At 64.3% G+C, this 18,813-nt stretch carries 19 protein-coding genes; 10 read left to right on the forward strand and 9 right to left on the reverse strand.

The genetic code is table 11. The features are described 5' to 3' along the window. Positions 1-11: 11 nt before the first annotated feature. From hpaH to UP10_RS19250, 6 genes are all read left to right on the forward strand, one after another. The gene (hpaH, locus tag UP10_RS19225) at positions 12-818 is read left to right on the forward strand and encodes a 2-oxo-hept-4-ene-1,7-dioate hydratase (RefSeq protein ID WP_044588863.1); all 807 of its coding nucleotides are present in this window, start codon (positions 12-14) and stop codon (positions 816-818) included. Between the two features lie 27 nt (positions 819-845). Next, the gene (locus UP10_RS19230) at positions 846-1,247 is read left to right on the forward strand and encodes a 5-carboxymethyl-2-hydroxymuconate Delta-isomerase (RefSeq protein WP_044588864.1); all 402 of its coding nucleotides are present in this window, start codon (positions 846-848) and stop codon (positions 1,245-1,247) included. Beyond that, positions 1,240-2,781: a 5-carboxymethyl-2-hydroxymuconate semialdehyde dehydrogenase gene (gene hpaE, locus UP10_RS19235; protein WP_044588865.1), complete on the forward strand. Its 1,542-nt coding sequence runs from the start codon at positions 1,240-1,242 to the stop codon at positions 2,779-2,781. Before UP10_RS19230 ends, hpaE begins: the two co-directional genes overlap by 8 nt. Positions 2,782-2,880: 99 nt before the next feature. Next, on the forward strand, positions 2,881-3,864 hold the full coding sequence (gene hpaD, locus UP10_RS19240) for a 3,4-dihydroxyphenylacetate 2,3-dioxygenase (protein ID WP_044588866.1): 984 nt from the start codon (positions 2,881-2,883) through the stop codon (positions 3,862-3,864). 9 nt (positions 3,865-3,873) lie between these two features. After that, positions 3,874-4,746 (forward strand): fumarylacetoacetate hydrolase family protein, encoded by an 873-nt coding sequence (locus tag UP10_RS19245; RefSeq protein WP_044588922.1) that lies wholly within the window; start codon positions 3,874-3,876, stop codon positions 4,744-4,746. Between the two features lie 25 nt (positions 4,747-4,771). After that, on the forward strand, positions 4,772-6,400 hold the full coding sequence (locus UP10_RS19250) for a thiamine pyrophosphate-dependent enzyme (RefSeq protein ID WP_044588867.1): 1,629 nt from the start codon (positions 4,772-4,774) through the stop codon (positions 6,398-6,400). Between the two features lie 13 nt (positions 6,401-6,413). On the opposite strand, the gene alkB is transcribed toward UP10_RS19250, so the two are convergent. From alkB to UP10_RS19295, 9 genes are all read right to left on the reverse strand, one after another. Further along, positions 6,414-7,067, reverse strand: coding sequence for a DNA oxidative demethylase AlkB (gene alkB / locus UP10_RS19255; RefSeq protein ID WP_044588868.1), 654 nt, complete (start codon positions 7,065-7,067; stop codon positions 6,414-6,416). A gap of 8 nt (positions 7,068-7,075) precedes the next feature. Further along, entirely contained in the window at positions 7,076-7,822 is a 747-nt protein-coding gene (locus tag UP10_RS19260) for a 2OG-Fe(II) oxygenase (protein ID WP_044588869.1), read from the reverse strand. A gap of 155 nt (positions 7,823-7,977) precedes the next feature. Continuing rightward, the gene (locus UP10_RS19265) at positions 7,978-8,664 is read right to left on the reverse strand and encodes a DUF2848 domain-containing protein (RefSeq protein WP_044588870.1); all 687 of its coding nucleotides are present in this window, start codon (positions 8,662-8,664) and stop codon (positions 7,978-7,980) included. Next, positions 8,657-10,006 carry an amidase gene (locus tag UP10_RS19270; RefSeq protein ID WP_044588871.1) on the reverse strand — a complete coding sequence of 450 codons (1,350 nt, stop codon included), beginning with the start codon at positions 10,004-10,006 and terminating at the stop codon, positions 8,657-8,659. Before UP10_RS19270 ends, UP10_RS19265 begins: the two co-directional genes overlap by 8 nt. Positions 10,007-10,097: 91 nt before the next feature. Then, on the reverse strand, positions 10,098-10,817 hold the full coding sequence (locus UP10_RS19275) for an ABC transporter ATP-binding protein (protein WP_044588872.1): 720 nt from the start codon (positions 10,815-10,817) through the stop codon (positions 10,098-10,100). Beyond that, positions 10,807-11,538, reverse strand: a complete 732-nt coding sequence (locus tag UP10_RS19280; protein ID WP_044588873.1) for an ABC transporter ATP-binding protein — start codon at positions 11,536-11,538, stop codon at positions 10,807-10,809. Before UP10_RS19280 ends, UP10_RS19275 begins: the two co-directional genes overlap by 11 nt. Continuing rightward, entirely contained in the window at positions 11,528-12,448 is a 921-nt protein-coding gene (locus UP10_RS19285; RefSeq protein ID WP_044588874.1) for a branched-chain amino acid ABC transporter permease, read from the reverse strand. The genes UP10_RS19280 and UP10_RS19285 overlap by 11 nt, the downstream gene beginning before the upstream one ends. Beyond that, a complete protein-coding gene (locus UP10_RS19290; RefSeq protein WP_044588875.1) occupies positions 12,441-13,364 on the reverse strand; it encodes a branched-chain amino acid ABC transporter permease in 924 nt (307 codons plus the stop codon). The genes UP10_RS19285 and UP10_RS19290 overlap by 8 nt, the downstream gene beginning before the upstream one ends. A gap of 45 nt (positions 13,365-13,409) precedes the next feature. Further along, the gene (locus UP10_RS19295; protein ID WP_044588876.1) at positions 13,410-14,657 is read right to left on the reverse strand and encodes an ABC transporter substrate-binding protein; all 1,248 of its coding nucleotides are present in this window, start codon (positions 14,655-14,657) and stop codon (positions 13,410-13,412) included. Between the two features lie 207 nt (positions 14,658-14,864). On the opposite strand from UP10_RS19295, the gene UP10_RS19300 reads away from it, so the two are divergent. The 4 genes from UP10_RS19300 (at position 14,865) to UP10_RS19315 (ending at position 18,696) form a co-directional block, all read left to right on the forward strand. After that, complete coding sequence (locus UP10_RS19300; protein WP_044588877.1) at positions 14,865-15,278, forward strand: Zn-ribbon domain-containing OB-fold protein; 414 nt, start codon at positions 14,865-14,867, stop codon at positions 15,276-15,278. Between the two features lie 5 nt (positions 15,279-15,283). Then, the gene (locus UP10_RS19305; RefSeq protein WP_044588878.1) at positions 15,284-16,423 is read left to right on the forward strand and encodes a thiolase C-terminal domain-containing protein; all 1,140 of its coding nucleotides are present in this window, start codon (positions 15,284-15,286) and stop codon (positions 16,421-16,423) included. 107 nt (positions 16,424-16,530) lie between these two features. Further along, the gene (locus UP10_RS19310; protein WP_044588879.1) at positions 16,531-17,445 is read left to right on the forward strand and encodes an SDR family oxidoreductase; all 915 of its coding nucleotides are present in this window, start codon (positions 16,531-16,533) and stop codon (positions 17,443-17,445) included. A gap of 138 nt (positions 17,446-17,583) precedes the next feature. Beyond that, the gene (locus UP10_RS19315; RefSeq protein ID WP_044588880.1) at positions 17,584-18,696 is read left to right on the forward strand and encodes an SMP-30/gluconolactonase/LRE family protein; all 1,113 of its coding nucleotides are present in this window, start codon (positions 17,584-17,586) and stop codon (positions 18,694-18,696) included. Positions 18,697-18,813 lie beyond the last annotated feature (117 nt).

The following is an 18,813-nucleotide window of genomic DNA, read 5'->3' on the forward strand; positions in this document are numbered from 1 at the left end:
GTGTAGCACGCATGGCCCTCTCCCACGACGATATCCGCGCGGCCGCCCAACGGCTCGACCAGGCGGAAAAGACCCGCACGCAGATCCGCCAGCTCTCGCTGGAATACCCCGGCATCACTCTTGCCGATGCCTACGCGATTCAGCAGGCCTGGGTCGAGATGAAGGTGGCGCAGGGCCGCGTCATCAAGGGCCACAAGATCGGCCTGACCTCGAAGGCGATGCAGAGCGCGCTCAATATCAATGAGCCGGATTCCGGCATCTTGCTCGACGACATGTTCTTTGCCGATGGCGGGCTGGTGCCGAGCGATCGCTTCATCGCAACCCGCGTCGAGGCCGAGCTGGCCTTCGTGATGAAGCATCGGCTCGCAGGCCCGGACTGCACCCTGTTCGACGTGCTCAATGCCACCGACTTCGTGGTGCCGGCGCTGGAAATCCTCGACACACGGATCGAACGCGTCGATCCGCAGACCAAGTCGACGCGCAAGATCTTCGACACCATCGCCGACAACGCGGCGAATGCCGGCATCGTGCTCGGCGGCCGCCCGATCCGCCCACTGGACACTGATTTGCGCTGGATCGGCGCGCTCTGCTACCGCAATGGCCAGCTCGAGGAGACCGGGCTTGCCGCAGGCGTGCTCAACCATCCCGCGACCGCGGTGGCATGGCTCGCCAACGAGATCGCGCCGAACGGGCTGGCGCTGGATGCCGGACAGGTGGTGCTGGCGGGCTCCTTCATCCGCCCAATCGAAACCCGCAAAGGCGACACGATTCAAGCCGACTATGGACCCTACGGATCCGTGAGCTGCTACTTCGCCTGACGCGCTGACATCAGCAGGAGACCGGCCATGCCGCATTTCACGCTAGAATATTCCGCCAATCTCGACGGCCTCGTCGACATGGGTCATGTCGTCGAAGTGGTTCGCAAGGCCGCGGTCGAAACCGGCATCTTCCCGCTCGGCGGCATCCGCGTCCGCGCCATCAAATGCGAGCATTACGCGATCGCCGATGGCGGAAAAAACTGCGGCTTCCTCGACATGGTGCTGCGGCTCGGCGAAGGCCGCGATCTCGCCGCCCGCAAGCGGGCCGGCGAGCACATCTTCAAGGCACTGTCGGCCCATCTCGATCCGGTCTTTGCCAACAGCAAATTCGCTCTGTCGTTCGACATGCAGATCAATGACAAGGAGACGAGCTGGAAACGCAACAACATCCACGACGCCCTGAAGAAAGTGGAGACGGTCCATGGATAAGCCCACCCCGAAATCCGCAGACGTATTCCAGGCCAACCGCGACCGCGCAGGTCCCCTGCTCGCCAAGTTGAAGGCGGAGGGCATCGGCCACATGATCGACGGCAAGGTGGTGCCGTCGGTCTCGGGCCAGACCTTTGAGACGAAATCGCCGGTTGACGGCGCGGTGCTGGCCACCGTGGCGCGCGGCAACGCGGAGGATATCGACCGTGCCGCGACCGCGGCGTCGCGCGCCTTCAAGGCCTGGCGCGACATGCCGGCGACGGCGCGCCGCAAGCTGTTGAATCGCGTTGCCGATGCGATCGTGGATCACGCCGACGACATCGCCGTGCTCGAATGCATCGACACCGGCCAGGCGCACCGCTTCATGGCCAAGGCCGCGATCCGCGCCGCTGAGAATTTCCGCTTCTTCGCCGACAAATGCGCCGAGGCGCGCGACGGCAAGAACATGCCGAGCGACGAGCACTGGAATATCTCGACCCGCGTGCCGATCGGCCCGGTCGGCGTGATCACGCCGTGGAACACGCCGTTCATGCTCTCGACCTGGAAGATTGCTCCGGCGCTGGCGGCCGGTTGCACCGTCGTGCACAAGCCGGCCGAATGGTCGCCGGTCACCGCCGATCTGCTGGTCAAACTGGCAAAGCAGGCCGGCATCCCCGACGGCGTGTTCAATACCGTGCACGGTTTTGGCGAAGACGCCGGCAAGGCACTGACCGAACATCCGGCCATCAAGGCGATCGGCTTCGTCGGCGAGAGCTCGACAGGCTCGGCAATCATGGCGCAGGGCGCGCCGACCCTGAAGCGCGTGCATTTCGAGCTCGGCGGCAAGAACCCGGTGATCGTGTTCGACGATGCCGATCTCGACCGCGCGCTCGATGCCGTCGTGTTCATGATCTACTCGCTCAACGGCGAGCGCTGCACCTCGTCGAGCAGGCTTCTGGTCCAGCAGAGCATCGCCGACACATTCATCGAGAAGCTGACCGCGCGGGTGAAAGCGCTCAAGGTCGGCCATCCCCTCGATCCTGCAACCGAGATCGGGCCGCTGATCCACGAGCGGCATCTGGCGAAAGTCTGCAGCTATTTCGACATTGCGAAGAAAGATGGCGCGACCATCGCAGTCGGCGGCAAGCCGCATGACGGCCCCGGCGGCGGGCACTATGTGCAGCCGACGCTGGTCACCGGCGCGAACGCCAAGATGCGCGTCGCCCAGGAGGAAGTATTCGGCCCGTTCCTGACCGTGATCCCGTTCCGCGACGAGGCTGACGCGATCGAGATCGCCAACGGCGTGCAGTATGGCCTCACCGGTTACGTCTGGACCGGCGAGATGGGCCGCGCATTGCGCGTCGCCGACGCGCTGGAAGCCGGCATGATCTGGCTCAACTCGGAAAACGTCCGCCATCTGCCGACCCCGTTCGGCGGCATGAAATCGTCGGGCATCGGCCGCGACGGCGGCGACCACTCGTTCGACTTCTACATGGAAACCAAACACGTCTCGCTCGCCCGCGGGACGCACAAGATTCAGAAACTGGGAATGTAACTGTCGTTCCGGGGGCGCACAGCGAACCCGGAACCTCGAGATTCCGGGTCTGGTGCTAGCGCACCATCCCGGAATGACAACACAATCAGGGAAACGTCCATGCCCGCTCCACAGCACGTCTTCGACCCGCCCTTCAACATCATCCGTTGCAGCCATGCCGTGCTCGATGTCACGGATCTGAACAAGAGCGCCGCGTTCTACGAGACCACGGTCGGCCTCCATGTCGAGGACCGCGACGACAAGTCGGTCTATCTGCGCGCCAGCGAAGAGCACCAGCATCACTCGGTGGTGCTGCGCAAGGCGCCGAAGGCGGCCTGCAACCGGCTCGGCTTCAAGGTCGGCAATGACGGCGACCTCGAGAAGGCAGCGTCTTTCTGCTCGGAAAACGGCATCGCTTACGCTTTCCTCGACCAGCCATTCCAGGGCCGCACGCTGCAGTTCACCGATCCGTTCGGCTTCCAGATCGAGCTCTACGCCACGATGGAGAAGCGCCCGCATCTGCTGCGGCGCTACGACCTCTACAAGGGCTGCCATCCGCAGCGGCTCGACCATTTCAACGTGTTCGCCGCCGAGGTGCAGGACACCGTCGACTTCTATGCAAGGCTCGGCTTCCGCCTCACCGAATATGCCGAGGAAGACGGCGCCAACGGCCGCATCGCCGCCGCCTGGATGCATCGTAAGGGCAACGTCCACGACTTCGCCATTACCAACGGCCGTGGCCCGCGCCTGCACCACATCGCCTATTGGGTGCCGACTGCGATGAACATCGTGCATCTCTGTGATGTGATGGCTTCCTCTGGCTTCCTCGCCAACATCGAGCGCGGCCCCGGCCGGCACGGCATCTCCAACGCCTTCTTCCTCTACATCCGCGATCCCGACGGCCATCGCATCGAGCTCTACACCAGCGACTATTTCACCGGTGATCACGACCACGAGCCGCTGCGCTGGTCGCTGCGCGATCCGCGCCGCCAGACGCTGTGGGGCGCGCCAGCGCCGCGCTCCTGGTTCGAGGAGGGCTCGGTGTTCGCCGGTCAGGCGGTGCGCGAACCGCGCTTCGTCGCCGACGTGCTGGTTGCGGATTGAGGATCGATGATGTCCGCACCCCGCCTCGCCACCTACTCCATCAACAGCGCCATCAGCTATGGCGCCGTCACCGACACCGGCATCGTCGATCTCTCCGCGCGCTTTGCCAAGGACTACCCGACGCTGCGCGACGCGATCGCGGCCGGCGCGCTGACCAAGCTAGCGGAGGACGCTGCCAAGCGTTCGCCCGACCACGCACTCGACGCGGTCGCCTTTCAGCCGCCGATTCCGGCGCCGGAAAAGATCATCTGCATCGGCGTCAACTATCCGGACCGCAACGCCGAATACAAGGACGGCTCGGATGCCCCGAAATATCCCAGCATGTTCCTGCGCGTGCCGCGCTCCTTTGTCGGCCACAATGCGCCGGTGGTGCGCCCGCGCGCTTCGCCGCAGTTCGATTACGAAGGCGAGCTGGTGCTCGTGATCGGCAAGGCCGGCCGCCACATCCCGGAAAGCGCCGCGCTCGACCACATCGCGGCACTTTCGCTATGCAATGAAGGCACCATCCGCGACTGGGTGCGGCACGCCAAGTTCAACGTCACCCAGGGCAAGAACTTCGATTCCACCGGCAGCCTCGGGCCGTGGATCGTGCCCTACAGCAACGAGGCGCAGATCGCCGATATCCGCCTGACCACCCGCGTCAATGGCGAGGTGAGGCAGGATGACCGCACCTCGCGGCTGATCTTCGGCTTCCGCTACCTGATCAACTACATCTCGACCTTCACGACGCTGATGCCGGGCGATATCATCGTGACGGGCACGCCGACCGGCGCCGGTGCGCGGTTCGATCCGCCGCGCTATCTGAAGCCCGGCGATGTGATAGAGGTCGAGGCCGAAGGCGTCGGCGTCTTGCGCAACGGCGTCGTCGACGAAGCCAGCTAACATCCTTAAGCAAGTGGACAGTGCCATGACCTCAACATCCGGCGGCGAAGCGATCGTCAATGGCATCGTCGCCCACGGCGTCGACACCGTGTTCGGCCTGCCCGGCGCACAGATCTACGGCCTGTTCGACGCGTTCCACCAGGCGCAGCTCAAGGTGATCGGCGCGCGGCATGAGCAGGCCTGCGGCTACATGGCGTTCGGCTATGCGCGCTCCAGCGGCCGGCCCGGCGTGTTCAGCGTGGTGCCCGGCCCCGGCGTGCTCAACGCCTCGGCGGCGCTTCTCACCGCATTCGGCTGCAACGAGCCGGTGCTGTGCCTGACCGGGCAGGTGCCGACGCAATTTCTGGGCAAGGGCCGCGGCCATTTGCACGAGATGCCGGACCAGCTCGCGACCTTGCGAACCTTTGTGAAATGGGCCGACCGGATCGAATACCCCGACAACGCGCCGGCGATGGTCTCACGGGCATTCCAGGAGATGATGTCGGGCCGCCGCGGTCCGGTCTCGCTGGAAATGCCGTGGGACGTGTTCACCCAGCGCGCCCAGGTCACGCCCGTCAAGCCGTTCGATCGGCTGCCAGCGCCGCAGCCCGATCCGGATAGGATCAAGGCCGCCGCCGCTCTGATCGCTGATAGCAAGGCGCCGATGATCTTTGTCGGCAGCGGCGCGATCGACGCCCGTGAGGAGGTTCTGGAGCTCGCCGAGATGATCGATGCACCCGTCGTCGCGTTTCGCAGCGGCCGCGGCATCGTCTCCAACGCCCACGAGCTCGGGCTCACCATGGCCGCGGCCTACAGACTGTGGCCGAAGACCGATTTGATGATCGGCATCGGCAGCCGCATGGAATTGCCGACGATGTCGCGCTGGCCCTATCAGCCCGCTGGATTGAAATGCGTGCGGATCGATATCGATCCGGTCGAGATGCGCCGCTGGCCGGCGGATGCCGCCGTGATATCAGACGCCAAGGCTGCGACCGCCGATCTCGCCGCCGCCGTGCGCAAGGCTGGCTACAGCAAGACAAGCGGCCGCCGCGCGGCGATCCGTGAGGCGACCGCAGCGGCCGAAGTCGATATCCAGCGCATCCAGCCGCAGATGGCGTATCTGAAAATCCTGCGCGAGGTGCTGCCGGCGAATGCCATCGTGACCGACGAGCTGTCACAGGTCGGCTTCGCCTCCTGGTACGGCTTTCCGATCTACGAGCCGCGCACCTTCATCACGTCGGGTTATCAGGGCACGCTGGGCTCAGGCTTTCCGACCGCGCTCGGCGCGAAGGTCGCCAATCCAAACAAGCCTGTGGTCGCAATCACCGGCGATGGCGGCTTCATGTTCGGCGTGCAGGAGCTAGCTACCGCCGTTCAATTCAAGATCGGCGTGGTGACGCTGGTGTTCAACAACAACGCCTATGGCAATGTCCGCCGCGACCAGCACGAACGCTTCGACGGCCGCATCGTCGCCTCCGACCTCGTCAACCCTGATTTCGTCAAGCTCGCAGAGTCCTTTGGCGCAGGCGCGGCGCGCGTTACCTCGCCCGATCATTTCCGTCCCGCGCTGGAGAAGGCGCTGGCGGACGGCGGGCCCTACGTGATCTCGGTGGAAGTGCCGACCGGCTCCGAAGTCTCTCCATGGGCATTCATCCACCCGGCGAAGAACATCTGAGAGCGTCAGCGCCTTAGCGCGCCTTGCGGAAAGTCAGGTTGATGCGTTGGCGGCCGAGCACGCCGTGCTCGCCGTCGGCGAGCGGCGCGACGCCGTGGTAAAACAGCCGTGACGGACCGCCCCACACCGCGACGTCGCCATGCTCGAGGCGGTAACGCCGTGGCGTGTCGTTGCGCTTGAGGCCACCGAACAGGAAGGTCGCCGGTAGCCCGAGCGACACAGAGACGATCGGCGCCGCGTAGTCGAGTTCATCCTTGTCCTGATGCAGCGACAATTTTGCGCCGGGGACGTAGCGGTTGATCAGGCAAGCCTCCGGCGCAAACCCGGTGAAGCCGCCCTCCTCCGCAGCCGCAGCGGCGAGCCTGCATAGCACCGGCGGCATCGCCGGCCACGGCGCGCCGTTATCCGGATCGATGCCGTCATAACGATAGCCGGTGGGATCCGAGACCCAGCCGAGCCGGCCGCAATTGGTCATCGCGACCGACATCCGGTGCCCGCCCGGCGTGATCAGATGGCGGAACGGCGCCTGCTTGACGACGTCACGCAACGCCTGAAGCAACTCGGCTTCGAACGTCCCTGCGAAACCGCGCAGCAGCACCGCGCCCTCCGCGATCGTCTCGCGCGGTGGGCGGGCGTCGCCAACGGTCTCGAACAGATCGGCAGTCACGTTCGTCGTTACTTTGCGTCGTGGAAGATCACGCCAACGGTGTGACGGTGACCATATCTGATACGGCTGACGCCGTGTCGCAGATTAACCCGATAGAAGCCGCGCGTCCCCTGCACCGGACGATGATGCACGGCAAAAGCGACGGCGTCGCCCTGCGCAAGCGACACCACCTCGGGCCGCGACTGCATCCGCGGCCGCTGCTCCGTCAGCACGAATTCGCCGCCGGTGAAATCGCGCCCTGGCTGCGACAGCAGGATCGCGACCTGGATCGGGAACACGTGCTCGCCATAGAGGTCCTGATGCAGGCAGTTGTAGTCGCCCTCGCCATATTGCAGCAGCAGCGGCGTCGGCCGCGTCTGCCCCGCATCATGGCAGCGCTTCAGGAACGCCTCATGGGCTAAGGGATAGCGAACGTCGATCCCCATCGTCTGGTTCCAGCGATTGGCGATCCCGGTGAGCCGCGCATAGAGCGCAGGCCGCAGGTCGGCGATCAGGTCCGGCAGCGGATAGGCGAAATATTTGTACTCGCCGCGGCCAAAACCGTGGCGGCCCATCACGACCTTGCTGCGGAAACGGCTGTCATCGGGATAGAGCGCGGTGATCGCATCGCATTCCTGTGACGTCAGCAGCTCCTTGAGGACAGCGCAGCCCTGCCCGTCGAGATCGGCCGTGACTTGCACCCAGTCGAGCGCATCGACGCGGGCGGGGATGTCTGACGGTGCCGCATGGGCGGCGGCTTTGGCTGTTGCTTTCATGAGCCGGAGTCTTGCCCATGCGCGTCATCCGCGCCACCCGATTTCCGTTCGTTCATCCGTCATTGCGAGCGAAGCGAAGCAATCCATGTCTCGACAAGCGGAGGGATGGATTGCTTCGTCGCTTTGCTCCTCGCAATGACGCAGGAAGGAACGAGCTAGCCCCTTACAGGCAACGTAACCACGTCATAACCATGCTGGATCTTTCGCTTCAGCACCGGATCCTCCAGCTCAAACTCGAAGCGGCTGGCCGGACGGATGCCGCCCTTGGCTGCGAAGGTGCCGCCGAACATCGCGCAGCCGTCGGGCAATCCGCCCGCGCCGAAGCCGCGCGCGATCAAATCCTTGACCGGCAGCATGTGGTCGAGCGTGCCTTCCTGGTAGAGCACGCGCTGGCCGCCGATCACGGCCCAGGAGCGCAGGACCAGTTGATCCCAATGGCCGATCACGTCCTCGAGTTCCCACAGCTCGGAGGCGACAGGCTTGTCGCACATCTGCTTCGACACCGTGACGCTGTAGGCTTCGACCTTGCGGTCGGTGTGGTCGGAGCCAGAGCCGACGAAGGTGCGGCCCTGCCAGCCGATCAGCACGAACTCGACCTCGCCGCTGGACTCCTCGCCGCAGACCTCAATCGTGTCGGCGAAAGTGATCCGCCGCGCCGAGCAGCGATAATAGATCGGCGTCGTCGCGGGACGCGCGATGCCGATCGCCTCGAGCTCGGCGATATGCTTGTCGCGCGCCACCGGATCGCGGCCGGTCCAGCCTGCGATCACGGCCTGCCTGATTTCGAGCGTGAGCGGCGTCGCGACGCCCTCGTCGTCGATAGTGAAGGTGAGATCAAACACGGATAACGGTCTCCATTCCGGCCGCAAGTTCGAAGATGCGGCGATCCGATCCGCCCGACGCCGCGAGCATCAGGCCGACCGGCACCTCGCCCTCGCGATGGGCGGGCAGCGAGATCCCGCAGCCGTCGAGCACATTGATCAGCGTGCAGTTGCGCAGCGCGCGCAGGTTCTCCGTGGTGAAGGCCTTGTCGTCGGCGAGATCGGCAATCCGAGGTGGCGTGTTCGCCGTGGTCGGTAGCACCAGCGCGTCGTAGGGCGCGATGCGCTTGTTCGTGCGGGCGATGAAGGAACGACGCGCGTTGAGCAGATCGATGTAGTCGGCGGCTGGAAAGCCCTCGCCGCGCAGGATGCGGGAGGAGACGCGGGGATCGTAGACGTCGCCCTTGCTGGCAATCAGGAAGCGGTGCCAGGCGTAGCTTTCGGCCGCGGCAAAGCCACCCTTGGCGTGCATCACCCCGACGTCGAGCAGCTCCGTCATCTCGATCCGCTCAATCAGCGCGCCGGCGCGCGACAGCGCCGCGAGCGCGCGCTCGAAGGTTTTTGCGACGGCGCCATCGAGATCGTCGAGCACAATTGTGGTCGGCACCGCGAGCCGCATGCCCTTCACGGAGCGCGGGGTGACTGGCTCGACCTTCTCGTCGGCCAGCACGGCGTCGAGTGCCGCGCAGCAGGCGACTGAATTGGCCAGCGGCCCGTAGCTGTCGAGTGAGAACGACAGCGGCACGCCGCCGTTAAGCGGAATGCGGCGCTGCGTCGGCTTGTAACCGACGATGCCGTTGAAGGCGGCGGGAATCCGGCAGGAGCCGCCGGTGTCGGTGCCGAGCGCGCCGAACGCCATGCCGTCGGCGATCGAGACCGCAGCCCCGGACGACGAGCCGCCGGGCACGTGGCCGACACTCCGGTTCCAGGCGCCCTTCGGCGTGCCGTAATGCGGATTAATGCCGATGCCGGAATAGGCGAACTCGGTCATGTTGGTGCGGCCGATCACGATGAAGCCGGCACGCTTGAGCCGCGCTACCACGGGCGCATCGGCCTCTGCGGCTGCGGAATCGTCCAGCGCCCGCGAGCCGGCGCGCGTCACCTGCCCCTTGATATCGAACAGGTCCTTGATCGAGACCGGGATGCCCGCAAAGGGTGATGGCGCCGCATTCGCCTTCCGCAGCCGGTCCATCGCATCGGCGGCATCCAGCGCGGCATCCCTGTCGACATGGATGAAGGTGCGCTGGCCCTCGCCCGCGGGATCGGCGATTTTGGCGATGCATTGCTCGACGAGCTTGCGGGCGGAGGTGGCGCCAGAGGCGAGATCGGAGGCAAGGGAGGCGAGTGTTGGATTATCAGGCATGGCTCTCACTTCATGGCTTTGGTCTGATTGTCGCCCGAACCGGCGCCGATTTCCAGATGGCTTGCGCCAGGGCAGATCATCGCCGTCGGCATCACTTCAGCCCGAAATAGGCCTTGTGCAGCTCGTCATTGCCGCTCATTTCAGCAACCGTGCCGGAGAAGCTGATACGTCCGCCTTCCAGCACGAACACCCGCGTCGCGACCTCAAGGAAACCGATGTTTTGTTCGGCAATCAGGAGCGCCAATCCGCGTCCTCGCAGGCTCGAGAGGATGCGGATCACCTCCTTGACGAACAAGGGCGACAACCCGGCGGAGGGCTCGTCCATGACCAGAAGCTTGGGCTCGGCCGACAGCGCCTTGGCAATGCCGAGCATCTTGCGCTGGCCGCCGGAGAGGCTGGAGGCAGGATCGCGGCGCTTGTCGCGCAGCACCGGGAACAGGCCGTATAATTCCTCGACCCGCGCACCTGGATTGGCGTGCCCCAGCGCCTGCGCGCCGACCCGGATGTTCTCCTCGATCGACAGATCGGGAAACACCGCGAGCTCCGACATGTAGGTCATGCCGCGCTTCATGCGATCCGACGAGCGCATCCGCGTGACATCCTCGCCGCCAAGGCTGATATAGCCGTTACGGGCCTCGATCAGGCCGACCAGCGACTTCAGGAAAGTGGTCTTGCCGGCGCCGTTGGCGCCGAGCAGCAGCACGGTCTCGCCGGGGCGGACGTCGAGGTCGACGCCCCACAGCACCTGCATGGTGCCGTAGCCGGCGTCGACGCCCCTGGCGTCCAGTAGCGATGTTGCATCAGGCGGCATGCTCGCCTCCCAAAAACACCTCGATCACCTGCGGCTCGCGCACGGCAGTCTCAAGCGTGCCTTCAAAGATTTCCTTGCCGGCGTTGAGCACGATGACGCGGTCGGTGATCTGTTCGATGAAGCCCATGAGATGCTCGACCACGATAACAGCCATGCCGGTGGCGGCCAGCGCCTTGATGCGCCCCGCGATCCAGTCGAGCTCCGCCGGATTGAGGCCGGCCGCGAGTTCGTCGAGCAGCAGCAGCCGCGGCCGCGTCGCGAGCGCGCGGGTCAGGTCCAGCATCTTCTGCTGTGCGCTGTTGAGATCGGCAGCGGGGCGTTCGGCAACCTCCGTCAGCCTGAAGTCGTCGAGCAGCTCCGCCATCGACGGCGGCGCGACTGACGCGCGGCCGTAAGCCAACGCAACCTGGATGTTCTCGCGCACGGTCAGCGACAGGAACGGCTTTGGGACCTGGAAGGTGCGGTTGATGCCGCGGTGAACGAGTTTGTGCGAGGCGACGCCGCCGACGGACGTGCCATCGAACACGACCTCGCCGCCATCGGGCGCATAGAGGCCGGAGATCACGTTGATCGCCGTCGTCTTGCCCGAGCCGTTGGGACCGACCAGCCCCAGGATCTCGCCCGATGCGACGTGAAAGCTCAGGCCGTCGAGCGCATGGAAGCCGCCGAAGCGCTTGACCAGCGTGGAGACCTTGAGAATGGGCGTTTGCTCAGGGGACATGCCACCCCCTGCGCGTTGCCAGCGACACCAGACCTGCCGGCAGGAACAGCACCAGTCCCATGATCAGGAGGCCATAGATCAGCTGGAAATATTGCGGCGTGGTGAAGCCGATCAGATTGTAGATGCCGTAGAGGATGAGCACGCCGACGATCGGCCCGGTGATGGTGGCGACGCCGCCGAACAGCGCGAACACGATCGCGAAGATGCTGAAGTCGCCGGAGAACACGTTGTCGGGATAAAACACCGAAACGTACCAGGCATAGATGCCGCCGGCGAGGCCGGCGACCAGCGCGGACGCCAACCAGGCGATTACCCGCATCTTGATGACGTCGACGCCGGCCATCGAGGCTGACACCGCATCCTCCCGCACCGCCTGCAAAGCGAGGCCGAACGGCGAGTTCTTCAGATAGATGACGCCGCCAACCGTCAGCGCCAGCACGACGAGCGCGGCGTAGTAGGCATTCTCCGGGTTGAACGTACCGGTGAGCGACACGCCATAGGGGCCCTTGGTGATCCCCTCCAGCGCCGGATTGGCGACGAAGTGCAGCACCGCCAGCGAAGCCGCGAGGTTGGCGATCGCAAAATACGCACCTGATAGCCGCAGCAGCGGCGTCAGCAACAGGCCGAGCAAGACCGCGACCACGCCGCCGACCAGCACGGCAAGTGCGGCGGGCGTCTGCAAATGCATCACCATGATGGCAAAGCCATAAGCGCCGGCGCCGAAGAAGCCGACATAACCGAACGGCAGATAGCCGGTGAAGCCATAGATGATGTTCACGCCCTGGGCGAGGATCAGGAAGATCACGAAGTTGAACAGCAACAGATGGTTCTGATAGACGCCGGGCAGCACCGCGAACACGACGATCAGCGGCGCAAGGATGAACAGCAGATGTTTCGGAGCGCTAGGCAACGCGCACCCGCCTTCCGAGCAGGCCGCTCGGGCGCAACAACAGGATCAGGATCAGCAGCACATAGGGCAGCAGATCGGCCCATGAGCTGAGATAGGTCTGCACCAGCATATAGAAGACACCGTAGACGACGCCGCCGAGCGCTGTCCCTAAGGGATTGCCGAGCGAGCCCAGCACCACGATCGCAAACGACGTCACGGTGGCGTCGGCGCCGAACGCCGGCGTCACCGAGCCGAACATGAAGGGCGCGAACACGCCGGCCACCGCGGCGAGCCCAAGCCCGATGCCGAATGCCGCCGCCGAGACGCGCTCGACATCGATGCCGGTCGCGAAGGCCTCGTCGCGGCGTGACATCACCGCGCGGGTCAGCGTGCCGAGCCTTGTGTGGTAGAGATAGAGATAGACACAACCGATCGCGATCAGGCTGGTGATGGCCGCGATCACCCAGGGCGCCGGAAATCCCTGGCCGAAGATCTGGATCGGCCCTGCCCCGCCGGCCTTGCCGCCGAACCATTTGACCTTGATGGTCGTGAACACGGTGCCGAGCAGCCGACTCTGGATCGACCGCTCGCTGGTGCCGGCGAAGATCGTGGTGATCGCTTCGACCACCTGCGACAGGCCGAAGAACAGGATGATCGACAGCATTTCGGGATTGGCAGAGCCCTGCAGCCGCGGCACCAGCACCCAGTACAGCAAGAGGCCAGCGAGCACGAAGTTTACGAAAGCCAGCGGCACCGCGAACAGCGGGTCGATGCCGAAGACGCCAACCACGCCGACTGCGATGAAGGCGCCGAGCATCAGCATGTCGCCATGCGCAAGGTTGACGATGCGCATGACGCCGAACACGAGATTGAGGCCGATACCGACAAGGCTGAAATACAGCCCGAACAGCACGCCGGCAACGAGCGCGTAGGTCATGCTACCGCCCGCCGCCGAAGGCTTCAGATGTCGTCGATATCCGCATTACGGCGCCGGATAGATCGGCTTGCCGTTGGCGCTCTCGTGCGGATAGATCGAAACGAACTTGATGTGCTCGTGCTCGTCCACGGTAAGCTGACCGAGCGGCGTCAATTCGCCGATCTGTCCACCGGCCTCGTCCAGCGCGAAGGTGCCGTCGAGTGTCTTGAGCTCGCCGTTGAGCGAGAACACCGCGCGGCGCAGCTCCATCTGGTCAAGGCTGGTCGCGACCGACAGCGTCTTTTCGATCACCAGCGCGGTGGTGTAGCCGGCCACCGCGTTGAAACCGAACTCCATCTTGCCGTCGCTGTACTTCTTTTGCCAGGCGGCGCGGAAGTCCTTCATGTTCATCCCGAAATTGACGGGATAGTCCAGCTCGGACGGCGGCACATAGGTCCAGACGTGCTCGAGCCCCTTGGCGCCGACGTTCTTTTCCAACAGCTCGGTCTCGAGACCGGCATAGATCGAGAACAGCATCTTGAACTTGATGCCGACGTCCTGGACGTTGCGCAGGAAGGCGATGTCGTTCGGCGCGTAGCCGAAATGGATCACCGCGTCGGGATTGGTATTGTTGATGTTGTTGATGATGACGTTGTAGTTCGTGGTCTCGGTCGGCACGCCCTGATCGTAGACAATCTCGATCGGCGCACCGGAATCCTTGACGAACTTCCTGAACGCGTTGGCCTGCGTTCCCGTGAACTCGTTGGTGGAATAGAGGATCGCGACCTTCTTGATACCGAGACCGGGGCCGTCATGGCTGATGAAGTCAGCCACCGGCTTCGGCCAGATGGTCGACACCGGGTCGGCCATCAGCGCGATGTAGGGATTGTCCTTGGAGAAGAAGCTCGCACCGGTGCCGGTCTGATCGAACAGAAACATCTTGTGATCGCGCGCGATCGCAACCGCGGGCGCGGTCAGCACCGATCCGGAATCGGCGACCAGGAGGTCGACCTTGTCCTGGGTGATGAGCTGGTTATAGAGCGTCGAGGCGGTCGCGGTGTTGCTCTGGTCGTCATAGGAGACGAGCTTGATCGGGAGCTTCTTGTCGAACGCCTTCACGTAGACGCCGCCCTCGGCGTTCTTCTGTTCGACCCAGAATTTCAGCGAGCTGTAGACCGGCATCGAGATCGAGGCGTAGCGCCCGGAGGACGCATAGAGCGTGCCGATCTTGAATTCCGACGGCGCATCCGCCGCCATGGCCTGCGTCGCAAATGCGAGGCCGGCAGCGAGTGCTGCGCCCGTCATCCTCAGCATGTTGTTTCCTCCCGGATGCTTGTTTCGGGGTCCTTCTACGCGCCGTGCCGGAGGGACACAAGCACGACCGCCTCATCAATTGTGCGAGGGGCGGAATATGCGGCATGCGCGGGACACAGGCGGCTGCGCAGGGCGCGGATAGACCGTTGACGGCCATTGGTCCGATGGCGCATCAAGATCACAACGATTTCGGGAGGAAGATCAGAGATGGCCGAACCCGCGCGCGCGAAACCGAAGCCGACACCGGAAACCCAGCATTTCTGGGACGGCACCAAGGCCGGCGAGCTGCGCCTGCAGCGCTGCGATGCCTGCGCCAATGTCTACTTCCCGCCGCGCCCGTTCTGCCCGTCCTGCGCCTCACGCAAGGTCTCCATCTTCAAGGCCAGCGGCAAGGGCAAGCTCTACAGCTATGTCATCAACCATCGCCCCGCCGCGCCCGGCTTCACGCCGCCTTACGCCATCGCGGTGGTGGAGCTCGACGAGGGCCCGCGCATGATGAGCAACATCATCGATTGCCCGCAGACGCCGGAGGCGCTCGAACTCGACATGAAGCTCGAGGTCGCCTTCGAGGCACTCGACGACAAGATCACCCTTCCCTTGTTCCGTCCGGCGAAGGGATAATCGTCATGCGCAGAAATGCAGTTGCCGTCGTCGGCGCGGCTGAAACCACCGAACTCGGCGTCATCCCGAACGTGTCGCAGATCCAGCTGCACGCGGACGCGGCGCTGAACGCGATCGCGGATGCCGGGTTGAAACTCTCCGATATCGATGGCTTTGCCACCGCGGTCGAGAGCCCGCAGCAGGTCGCGCACTATCTCGGCATCACGCCGACCTGGGTCGATGGTACCTCAGTCGGCGGCTGCTCCTTCATGCTGCATGTCCGCCACGCCGCGGCGGCGATCGAGGCCGGTCTCTGCAAGACCGTGCTGATCACCCATGCCGAAAGCGGCAAGTCGATGATCGGCAAGCAGCCGCGCTTCACGGCCCCCGACAGCCTCAACGGCCAGTTTGAAGCACCGTTCGGGGTCTACGGTCCGCCGAGCATGTTCCCGATTCCGGTGCTGCGCTTCATGAAGACCCACGGCATCACCCATGAGCAGCTCGCCATGGTCGCGGTCGTGCAGCGCGAATGGGCGGCCAAGAACCCGCGCGCGACCATGAAGGACCCGATCACGGTCGCCGACGTCTTGAACTCGCGGATGATCGCCTATCCATTCCGCCTGCTGCAGTGCTGCCTCGTCACCGACGGCGGCGGCGCGCTGATCCTGACCTCGGCCGACCGCGCCAAGGATTTCCCGAGGAAGCCGGTCTATGTCCTCGGCACGGGCGAGAGCGTGGAGACGCCGATGGTCAGCCAGATGAAGACGTTTGATTCATCACGCGCCTTCAAGGTCGCGGGCCCCCTCGCCTTCAAGGAAGCCGGTATCGCGCACAAGGACGTCGATCATCTCATGATCTACGATGCGTTTGCGCATCTGCCGCTGTTCGGCCTCGGCGACCTCGGCTTCATGCCCCACGAAGAAACCGGCAAGTTCATCGAAGACGGCCACACGCGCCCCGGCGGCAGGCTGCCGCTCAACACCAATGGCGGCGGGCTGAGCTACATGCACTCCGGCATGTACGGCATGTACGCGCTGCAGGAGAGCGTGCGGCAGATGCGCGGCATCGCGCCGGCGCAGGTGCCGAACGCAAAAATCTCGGTCTGCCACGGCGTCGGCGGCATGTTCGCGGCGAGTGGCACGATCATCTTTACGAACGAGAAGTAACCCCAACCCGTCATTCCGGGATGGTCCGAAGGACCAGACCCGGAATCTCGAGATTCCGGGTTCGCACTTCGTGCGCCCCGGAATGACGGAATAGACAGGAGACTCACATGGCAAAATCACTGCAGGACAAAGTCATCATCGTCACCGGCGCGGGCCGCGGCATTGGCCGTGAGATCGCGCTGCTCTGCGCCGCCGAAGGCGCCAAGGTCGTCGTCAACGATCCCGGCGGCGCGGCCGACGGCGCCGGCTCGAGCACCTCGCCCGCGGAAGAGGTGGTCGAGGAGATCAAGAAACGCGGCGGCATCGCGGTCCCTAATTTCGAGTCGGTGGCGGAAGCGATTCCGGCGAGCAAGATCGTGAAGACCGCAACCGACCATTTCGGCCGGCTCGACGGCGTCGTCAACAATGCCGGCATCCTGCGCGACATGATCTTCCACAAGATGAGCGTGGAGGCCTTCGAGGCCGTCATCAAGGTGCATCTGATGGGCTCGTTCTACGTCTCGCACGCCGCGGCCCGGCTGTACCGCGAGCAGGAGTCAGGCTCGTTCGTGCACTTCACCTCGACCTCGGGCCTGATCGGTAATTATGGCCAGGCCAACTACGCTGCCGCCAAGCTCGGCATCGTCGGTCTGTCGAAGTCGATCGCGCTCGACATGGGCCGCTTCAACGTGCGCTCGAACTGCGTCTCGCCGTTCGCCTGGACCCGCATGATCGGCACCATCCCGACCGAGACCGAGGCCGAGAAGGCGCGCGTTGCAAAAATCCAGCAGATGGGCCCGGAGAAGATCGCACCGGTCTGCGCCTATCTGCTCTCGAACGCCGCCAAGGACGTCACCGGGCAGATTTTCGGCGTGCGCATGAACGAGATCTTCCTGTTCGGCCAGCATCGCCCGGTGCGCTCGGTGCACCGCGGCGAAGGCTGGACGCCGGAGACCATCGCCGAGCATGGCATGCCGGCACTGAAGGGATCGTTCTCCAAGCTCGACCGCTCAGCTGACGTCTTCACCTGGGATCCGATCTGACAGTTTTATGAAAAGTCGTCCCGGCGAGAGTGCCGGGACGACACACTCTTTGGTTGCTTCATAACGCCTCGCCCGCTTTGTGCCAGATTGCGGGCGTACGACTTGCCTCCCCATAACAAAAAAACCTGGGAGGACGTCATGACAAACCCAAACAATACACAGAACCACCAGCACGACGGCGCGAAGGCGTTCGACCGTCGGACAATCTTGCGCGGTGCAACCGCGCTTGCTGCGACTGCGATGGCCGCGACAGACGCGGTCGCGCGCGACTACGGCCCGAATGCGGAACCGCAGCGCTATCCCGATTCCGACATCATCGTGATCGACGACAAGCGCTTCAAGGCCAAGGTCGGCAACACCGCGATCAAGCGGCTCTATACCGGGTGCCTGTGGGCGGAAGGACCGGCCTGGAATGCGCAGGGCCAGTACCTGGTCTGGAGCGACATCCCGGCCAACCGGCAGCTGCGCTATCTCGACGATGACGGCCACATCTCCGAGCAGTTCCACAAGCCGTCGAACGAGGCCAACGGCTCGACATTCGATTTCGAGGGCCGCCAGATCACGGCCGAGCGCACGCGGCTGGCCCGCTACGAGCACGACGGAACCATCACGACGCTGGCGGAACAGGCCGGCGGCAAGCCGCTCAACGGGCCGAACGACATGGTCGTGCATCCCAACGACAAGTCGATCTGGTTCACCGATCCCGGCTACGGCGCGATCTCGATCTACGAGGGGCAGCTTGCCAAAACCGGCTCGCTCCAGCCCTACCAGAAGGAAGCGGTCTACCGGGTCGACGCGCAGACCGGCCAGGTCACCAAGGTCGCCGACGAACCGTTCAAGCCGAACGGCATCGCCTTCAGTCACGACTACAAGAAGGTCTATGTCTGCGACACCGGCATCACGCATTATCCCAATGCGAAGAACATCATCTGGCAGTACGATCTCAACGGCGACAAGCTCTCCAACCCGCGCACTCTGATCGACATGACGCTGGACGGAAAGTCAGGCTTCCCGGATGGCATGCGCGTCGATATCGACGGCAACATCTGGGTCGGCGCCGGCTGGGTCGGACCGGGTTATGACGGCGTCCAGGTTTTCGCACCCGACGGTCAGCGCATCGGCCAGATCCTGCTGCCGGAGACCTGCGCCAACCTCACCTTCGGCGGCAAGAAGCGCAACCGCCTGTTCATGACGGCGAGCCAGTCGCTGTATGCGGTGTATGTGGAGACGAAGGGCGCGCATAATTGCTGAGCTAATCTGACTCCGCTCTCTCAGCCGTCATTGCGAGGAGCGAAGCGACGAAGCAATCCATTCTCTCCTTATGCCGCGAGATGGATTGCTTCGCTGCGCTCGCAATGACGGGAGGGC

The organism is Bradyrhizobium sp. LTSPM299, assembly GCF_000938235.1.
Classification (GTDB): domain Bacteria; phylum Pseudomonadota; class Alphaproteobacteria; order Rhizobiales; family Xanthobacteraceae; genus Bradyrhizobium.